This is a genomic window from Corynebacterium guaraldiae (assembly GCF_053480195.1).
In genome coordinates, this window is the sequence record NZ_JBRBAU010000021.1 from 22,612 (window position 1) to 29,654 (window position 7,043).

Genomic DNA, 7,043 nt, shown 5'->3' on the forward strand with positions numbered 1-7,043 from the left:
CCTGTTAGGGGCTCAAGGTGTGGAAGGCGCGCGGAAAGTCTCGACTTCTGCTTGAGCCCTATCGAAGAGCTCTTGTGCATGCGCGCGGCCCGTCTCGGTGTCATCGAGGCCAGCGAGCATACGCGCGAGCTCCTCAACGCGCTCCTCGGCGGTCAGATCCGCAACACCCGACGTGAATTTCTCCTTCGACACGTGCAAGTGTGAGTCCGCATAGGCGGCCACTTGCGGCAGGTGTGTGACACAAATGACCTGGTTGGTGGTGGACAGCCGCGCTAGACGACGCCCAATCTCCACCGCCGCGCGGCCACCGACGCCGGCATCCACCTCGTCGAAGACCAAGGTGGTCCCGTCGCCGCTGGCCAAAACTACCTCCATGGCCAGCATGACGCGCGAGAGCTCACCGCCCGAGGCCGCGGAAGCCAGGGGCTTGCCGTTGAGTTGAAATTCGACCTCATCCGCGCCGGACTTGGAGTACTTCGTCTTCTTGACGGCGGCCGTCAAGGTGGAGTTCGGCATGGCCAGGCCATGAATTTCTTCGGTGACCTGAGCCCCGAGCTTCTTCGCGGCCTTGGTACGGGCGGCAGTGAGCTTTTCGGCTTTGGACACCATCGTCTTTTCGGCCTCCATTACCTCTTTCTTTAAGGCCTCAAGGGCCTCGGTAGAGGTATCCAACGTAGCGAGTTTGGCCTCAGCGGCATCCCGCCAGGCCAGGACTCCATCGATATCAGCAGCATATTTGCGGGTAAGCCGCTTGAGCTCCTGTTGGCGCTGTAGGGATTCCTCGAGGAGGTTGGGATCGGCGGGTAGATCGCTCAAATACGTCGTGAGGTCGGCAGCGATGTCGGTCAGCTGCGCGGTGACTTCGCTAACGCGCTCCCCTAGGCGAGCGAGCTCGGTATCACTTGCCCCAGCGAGTGCTGATTCGGCGGCGCCGACAAGATTGACGGCGGTGTCCTCATCCCCAAATCCTTCGCCCCCATCCAGAGCACTGAGAGCGGTGGCTGCGCCCTCACGCAAAGCATCAACATCTTGCAAGCGCTTAATAAGGGTCACGAGTTCGGCATCTTCGCCTGGTTGCGGATCGAGCTCGGAGATCTCCTTAATAGCGAACTGCAACCTGTCAACTTCCTGCGCCATCTCGCGCCGTGATTCCGTACGACGCTGATAGTCCTTAGCCAACGCGCGCCAGTGGCTAAACGCATCGGTATATGCGGTGCGAACCTTGTCAATCGCAGGTTCAAAGCGATCGATCGCTGCCAATTGTTGATCGGCAGATAGCAAACGCAGCTGGTCGTTCTGACCGTGCACAGTAATCAGGTGGGAGGCGAACTCCCCCAATGTCGCCGCCGGCACTGAACGCCCACCCAAGTAGGCGCGTGAGCGTCCCGCCGCCGACACCGTGCGGGAGGCAATGAATTCGCCGTTTTCATCTGGCTCACCGCCTGATTCTTCGACTACCTTCGCTACGGCAAGAGAACTGGAGGAAAAGTGCCCTTCTACGGCTGCTTTCGCGGCGCCATCGCGCACACGTGATGCATCCGCGCGACCGCCGGCGAGAAGGCGCAGTCCAGTTACCACCATGGTCTTACCAGCGCCGGTTTCGCCGGTGAGCACGGTGAGTCCTGGCGATAGTTCCGCTGCGGAGCTTTCAATCACGCCGAGGTCAGAGATGCTGATATCAACGAGCACGGTGAGCTATCTTCCTTCCTAAATACGCGCCAAACAACCTAGTGACGCGGCCCGCGCCAACCTTCCACGGGGAGGCGCAGCTTGGACACCAGACGATCAGTGAATGGCTGCTGATCTAGACGTACCCAGCGCACCGGCCTTTCACCACGAACGACCTCCGCGCGCGAACCTGGAGGCATCGAGACTTCCCGGAATCCGTCAAGGATGACCACGGCCGGAGTCGTCGCCGACGCCGATTCCACCGCGACTTGCGAATCCGGAGACACCACGAGCGGTTTGGTAAACAAGGCATGCGCGTTGTTTGGCACAACCAGGATGGCATCAAGAGAAGGCCACAGAACTGGCCCTCCGGCGGAGAAGGCATAGGCCGTGGATCCAGTCGGAGTGGAGATGAGCACGCCATCGCAACCAAAAGCAGATACCGGGCGCCCATCCACCTCGAGGATGGCGTCCAGCACCCCCGAGCGGTTGAGATTCTCAATCGACGCCTCATTGAGCGCCCAGCTACGCTCACGCAGTTTCCCGTCAGCATCAAACACGGTGACGTCGATAGTAAGCCGGTCTTCGACCTCATAGGATTGCTCGATAACTCGTACTAACGCACGGTCGAGTGACTCCGCTTCCCACTCGGCGAGGAAGCCGACGTGGCCCAGGTTTATTCCAAGCACGGGAACATCGACGGCACGCGCCATATCTGCCGCGCGCAAAAATGTGCCATCGCCACCGAGAACCAGCACCAATTCACAACCTTCGGCAGCAGCTGGCGTATGCCGAACATGCTGCAGGCCCGGAAGGACGGTATCCGCTGCGCACACGCGCACCTTGATGCCTGCCTCCTGGAGCAGCTCCGCCGCGCGATGCGTAGCGGCAAGATTATCCGCGCGGCTCGCGTGCGGAACAAGAAGAATTTCGCGGCGGTTGGTGCCCTCCGCGGCGACACTACTGCTCACTGGGGTCCTTCCTTGATAGCCGTCTCGATCATTGCATCAAGCCTATCTTCCGGGGTGGACAATCCATCCTTGACCAACCAGAGGAAGTACTCAACATTGCCGCTTGGTCCAGGTAACGGCGATGCCGCCACGCCTTTCACGCTGAGCCCGAGCTCCTGAGCGAAGATAGCGACATCCTTGGTTACTTCCGCCCGTAGCTCAGGAGAGCGCACCACACCACCGGACCCTATCCGGTCTTTGCCCACCTCAAACTGTGGTTTGACCATGGGCAATAGCCACGCGCCATCAGCCATGCACGATGCAATCGCTGGAAGCACAAGCTTCAGGGAGATAAACGATAGGTCACCAACCATGGCGTCGCAGGGACCATTCGTGTGCTCAAGTGTCAGGTGGCGAATGTTAGTGCGGTCGAGCACCGTAACCCGTTCGTCATTCTGCAAACGCCACAACAACTGCCCGTAGCCCACATCGACGGATAGCACCTCCGCGGCACCGCGGCGCAGGCACACATCGGTAAAGCCGCCAGTCGACGCCCCCGCATCCAACACTCGCTTTCCCCTAAGGTCAACGTCGAAAGCCTCGAGAGCGCCAAGGAGCTTGTGCGCGCCACGCGAAGCCCAATCATCCCCCTCGCTGGCCTCAACCTTGATAGACACCTCAGGCTCAACTACCGTCGCGGGCTTCATCGCTTTGAAACCCCCGACGGTCACGCGGCCGGCCTTGATCATCTCAACGGCTTGTTCCCGTGAGCGCGCAATCTTTCGGCGCACTAGCTCCGCGTCGAGACGGCGGCGTTGCGGTGGCATGAAAAGCTCCTCTTCCCTTAGAATCCTCGACGGTCAGCGCTAATTGTCTTGGAGCGCATCCCGCAGCACAGTATGAGCGCGATCCAGCTGAGCAAGTTCTTGTTCAAGGTTCTCAGCTGGTTCATTGAGAATCTCCGCGAGCGACGCATCCAGCTTCTCCGGAGCCAAAACCGCGCGCGGGTCATGAGGCTTTACCGCCATGTAGACACAACCCTCTCCGCGGCTTCACTCCGTGGCTGAATGTAGCGAGGCGGCTCAGCACCGGCCCAGGCAACTTCGAGGACGGTACGCAACGCCTCGATCGACGTCGATTTCTCGTTCCCGCCTTGAAGAACAATGTCGTAGCCGTCAAACCGTGCCCGGAAGCCTCCCTGGGAACCTGGGCGCGCCTGTGCGGCCGATAAGGAGAGCTCGTGGAATCCTGCACCAATGAAATCAGGGCGTTCCTCCGCAGTAGCTTCAATCAGAGCAAGCTCCCGGGACACACCTGTAAGGACGTGGAAGGTATCCATTGCAGCGTTGTTGCCGCCAACAATGTCCGTGTCAAGGCGGTCCCCTACAGCTAGAGGCTTCGTCGACCCCACGAGCTTAGCTGCTTGAGTGAACATAGCGGGTTCCGGCTTACCTGCCGAAATGGGTTCTACGCCGGTAGTTGAAACGATAGCTGCGACTAGCGAGCCGTTGCCCACAGCCATTCCGCGCTCCGTCGGAAGAGACGTATCCAGGTTGGAGGCAAAGAACTTTGCGCCGTGATTAATTGCCAACGCGCCTTCAGAGAGCTGCTCCCAGCCCACCGACTTGTCCATACCTTGCAGGACCGCGGCGGGCTTATCGTCGGCACTGTGTACAACATCGAAGCCCGCCTCACGCGCCAGTGAACGAAATGAGTCCGCGCCGATGACGAGGACTTTCGCGCCTGCTGGAAGTTCCTCACGAGCGATCTTGACTACCGCTTGCGCAGAGGTAACAACGTGTTGCGCATCCGTCTCCAAGCCGATCTCGCCGAGCATACCCGCTACGGTTTGGGGGCTTCGGGATGCATTGTTCGTGACATAAACTGCAGGAATACCGCAGGAATTGACCACGTCGACGACGCACTGAAGAGCCTGTCCGCCCTCCCATACTGTTCCGTCGAGATCGAGGAGCAATGAATCATGGGTTTTGAGAATACTCATTATTTGCACTCGGCCAGACGCTCTGCAGCGTCGGTCCAGTCTCCTTCATCGATGTCAATCGCGTGCTGGAACCACTCCCGGGCCTCTTCCTTGCGGCCAGCCTCCAACAAAGCATTGGCATAGGCGTAGGAAAGGCGGCATGCCGAGAATCCCGTGGAATCCTTAGAAGGCTTTGCGCGTTGGATAGTAACTACGGCTGAATCTGCCTGCCCCATGTCCAATCGCGCCCCTGCAGCAACGATAGCCAACTCGATCGCATCCTCCGCCGCGAGTTCCTTAGCCTCCTCGCCCCGCCACAAATCAACAGCCTTTTCTGGGCGCCCGAGGCCTCGCTCGCAATCAGCCATGACCGCGAGCAGCCCAGGGCCACCGGAAATGCGGCGCGCTGCACGCAGCTCCGCAAGGGCTTCCTTCCACTCTCCAGCCCTATATGCAGCGATTCCGTTCATTTCACGGACGACTGATACACGTCCGGCACGGTCTTTGGCAGCACGTGCATGGCGTAGCGACAGTTGGGGGTCGTCCTCAAGCCACGTTGCCGCCATGATGAGGTGTTTAGCAACGGCTTCGGAGTTTTCCTTGGAGAGCGACGAAAGATCCTGAAGTACCGAAGGATCAAGATCCGTAATGTCGATATCAGATGGCAGGTCTGGATCTGTCATACGACGACTGATGCGCTCCTCACGGTAGCCTGAACGCTGTGGGTGCGAGACCTTATTTTTGCCGCCGCCATGCCCATTGCGGTCGTTGCGGCGAGGTTTAGCGCCTGCGCGGCCACCTCGGCGGTCGTCTCGGCGATCACCGCGACGCTCTTCTCGACGCCCCGCTGCGCCGCCGTGCTTCTCAAACTTGCGGCCCCCAGAGCCGTAGTGCCCACGGTTGCCTTCTGCGGAACCTTCGCGGCCACGGCCGTGGTTACGGGAGTTGGATTCAGACATTAAAGCCATGCACTTTCTGCGGTAGACGTGTCCGTATGTACCGAACCAGTCTACAGGTCACGGCCCCAGAAACGGCAATACGAACCAACTGCTAGTGAAGTGCCCCACAACCTACGGTCCCAGTTCGGCGACTACACACTATTCGGCGGCCAGGCAACCTCACCCAAACGCCACTCATCACACACGCACTCTAATCCCGCAGCCACCTGCGAAGAGCTAAGTCCATGCTCTACGCTTCCGTGCTCCAATGGCATACCACGGACGACTGCCCAAAAGGTCCAACCGTTGTTGCACATGGCGTTAAGACGAATCCTTTCGGCATCCCGGGTCATGGCTACGCCCTGCATACCCATCCGGTTTGGGCTAACTCCTTCGACGCGCACTTCAATGCAACGGGAATCTGCATTTGGCGCGAGAACAAGACCCTTCGTCGCATACAGGTAGTGCTTCTTTCCCGTTCGGGGGTGCCCTTCACTACAGAAGAAACTGCCCAAGAGCACAGGGTAGAAGTCAATCCAACCATTGTTCCAGGCGAGGCGAATTCGACGCGCAAACACCCAATGACGCGCGACAACACATAAGTGACAACACAACAACGCACCAAGAAGCAACGCGAACAGCCACAAGATTTCAAAGCCATTTAGCAGCAGAGCGAAGAGGAAAACACAGGCTGAGGCCACGACCATAATGACTAAGAACAGTAAACCGCCCAGCCCATCACGTACCTGCGGTATAGGCCCCTTCGACAAAAATGCATCGAGAAACCTGGGAGAGGAAGGATTGCCATTCTGTGTGCTAAAGCGCACGGACTTCAGGTCCTTGAGGAAGGCCGCGTTGTAGGAATGAGAGAACGTAGCTGACGTTTGGGTGAACCGCATCGCGTACTCCTTACTTTCCCGCCAAGGCACTGATATGAAGGATTCTAAAAAGCCGATACGCTCAAGGCGCGGTGCAAGAAGCATCTTCTCTACTGCATGAGCCTTTGGTCGAACGTCTCACTCCTCCATCTGAATGGATATATGCTCCGGAATCTTGAAGCTGGGCTGGCGTGTTTGTGTGTGGCCATTAGTGCAGACCGGGAAGTGCATTCACCCCTTGACAGCACGCAGTCGCCGATCCTGGTTCCTTGGCACTTGACGACGCCTACCTGCAGGTCTGTATTTTCAGGTTTGTACTTGTAGGTTGTATGCGAAAACGACGACGAAGCCCGTCACCGTTGAGTTGTTGCTCTTGGTGGCGGGCTTGTTGTATTGAGTTGTTGTTTGTTGTTTGGTGTCGGCGGTTTCTTACTCTCCCACAACCTCCCGGTTGCAGTACCATCAGCGTTAGCAGGCTTAGCTTCCGGGTTCGGAATGGGTCCGGGCGTTTCCCTGCTGCTATAGGCCACCGACAAACACTCGGGGCAACGTCTAGTTGCTGGTGTTGTGTCAGATACTGTGTAGTGGACGCGAACACGGCAGTGATTATTATTTATCGTGTTTGTTG

General features: G+C 58.5%; 7 protein-coding genes and 1 rRNA gene. All 8 read right to left on the minus strand.

What is annotated here, in order from left to right:
- Positions 1 to 12 precede the first annotated feature (12 nt).
- Positions 13 to 1,689: a DNA repair protein RecN gene (recN, locus tag ACUY3D_RS12230; RefSeq protein WP_070532560.1), complete on the minus strand. Its 1,677-nt coding sequence runs from the start codon at positions 1,687 to 1,689 to the stop codon at positions 13 to 15.
- A 38-nt stretch (positions 1,690 to 1,727) separates the two neighbouring features.
- Positions 1,728 to 2,639 (minus strand): NAD kinase, encoded by a 912-nt coding sequence (locus ACUY3D_RS12235; protein ID WP_070524783.1) that lies wholly within the window; start codon positions 2,637 to 2,639, stop codon positions 1,728 to 1,730.
- Complete coding sequence (locus ACUY3D_RS12240; protein WP_070532563.1) at positions 2,636 to 3,445, minus strand: TlyA family RNA methyltransferase; 810 nt, start codon at positions 3,443 to 3,445, stop codon at positions 2,636 to 2,638. Before ACUY3D_RS12240 ends, ACUY3D_RS12235 begins: the two co-directional genes overlap by 4 nt.
- Before the next feature lie 39 nt (positions 3,446 to 3,484).
- Complete coding sequence (locus ACUY3D_RS12245; RefSeq protein ID WP_168164024.1) at positions 3,485 to 3,646, minus strand: hypothetical protein; 162 nt, start codon at positions 3,644 to 3,646, stop codon at positions 3,485 to 3,487.
- Positions 3,637 to 4,620, minus strand: a complete 984-nt coding sequence (locus tag ACUY3D_RS12250; protein ID WP_070524845.1) for an HAD-IIA family hydrolase — start codon at positions 4,618 to 4,620, stop codon at positions 3,637 to 3,639. Before ACUY3D_RS12250 ends, ACUY3D_RS12245 begins: the two co-directional genes overlap by 10 nt.
- Positions 4,620 to 5,558: a tetratricopeptide repeat protein gene (locus ACUY3D_RS12255; RefSeq protein WP_070685034.1), complete on the minus strand. Its 939-nt coding sequence runs from the start codon at positions 5,556 to 5,558 to the stop codon at positions 4,620 to 4,622. Before ACUY3D_RS12255 ends, ACUY3D_RS12250 begins: the two co-directional genes overlap by 1 nt.
- Before the next feature lie 131 nt (positions 5,559 to 5,689).
- Positions 5,690 to 6,520: a hypothetical protein gene (locus tag ACUY3D_RS12260; RefSeq protein WP_448241179.1), complete on the minus strand. Its 831-nt coding sequence runs from the start codon at positions 6,518 to 6,520 to the stop codon at positions 5,690 to 5,692.
- Between the two features lie 311 nt (positions 6,521 to 6,831).
- Positions 6,832 to 6,949, minus strand: a 5S ribosomal RNA gene (rrf, locus tag ACUY3D_RS12265).
- Positions 6,950 to 7,043 lie beyond the last annotated feature (94 nt).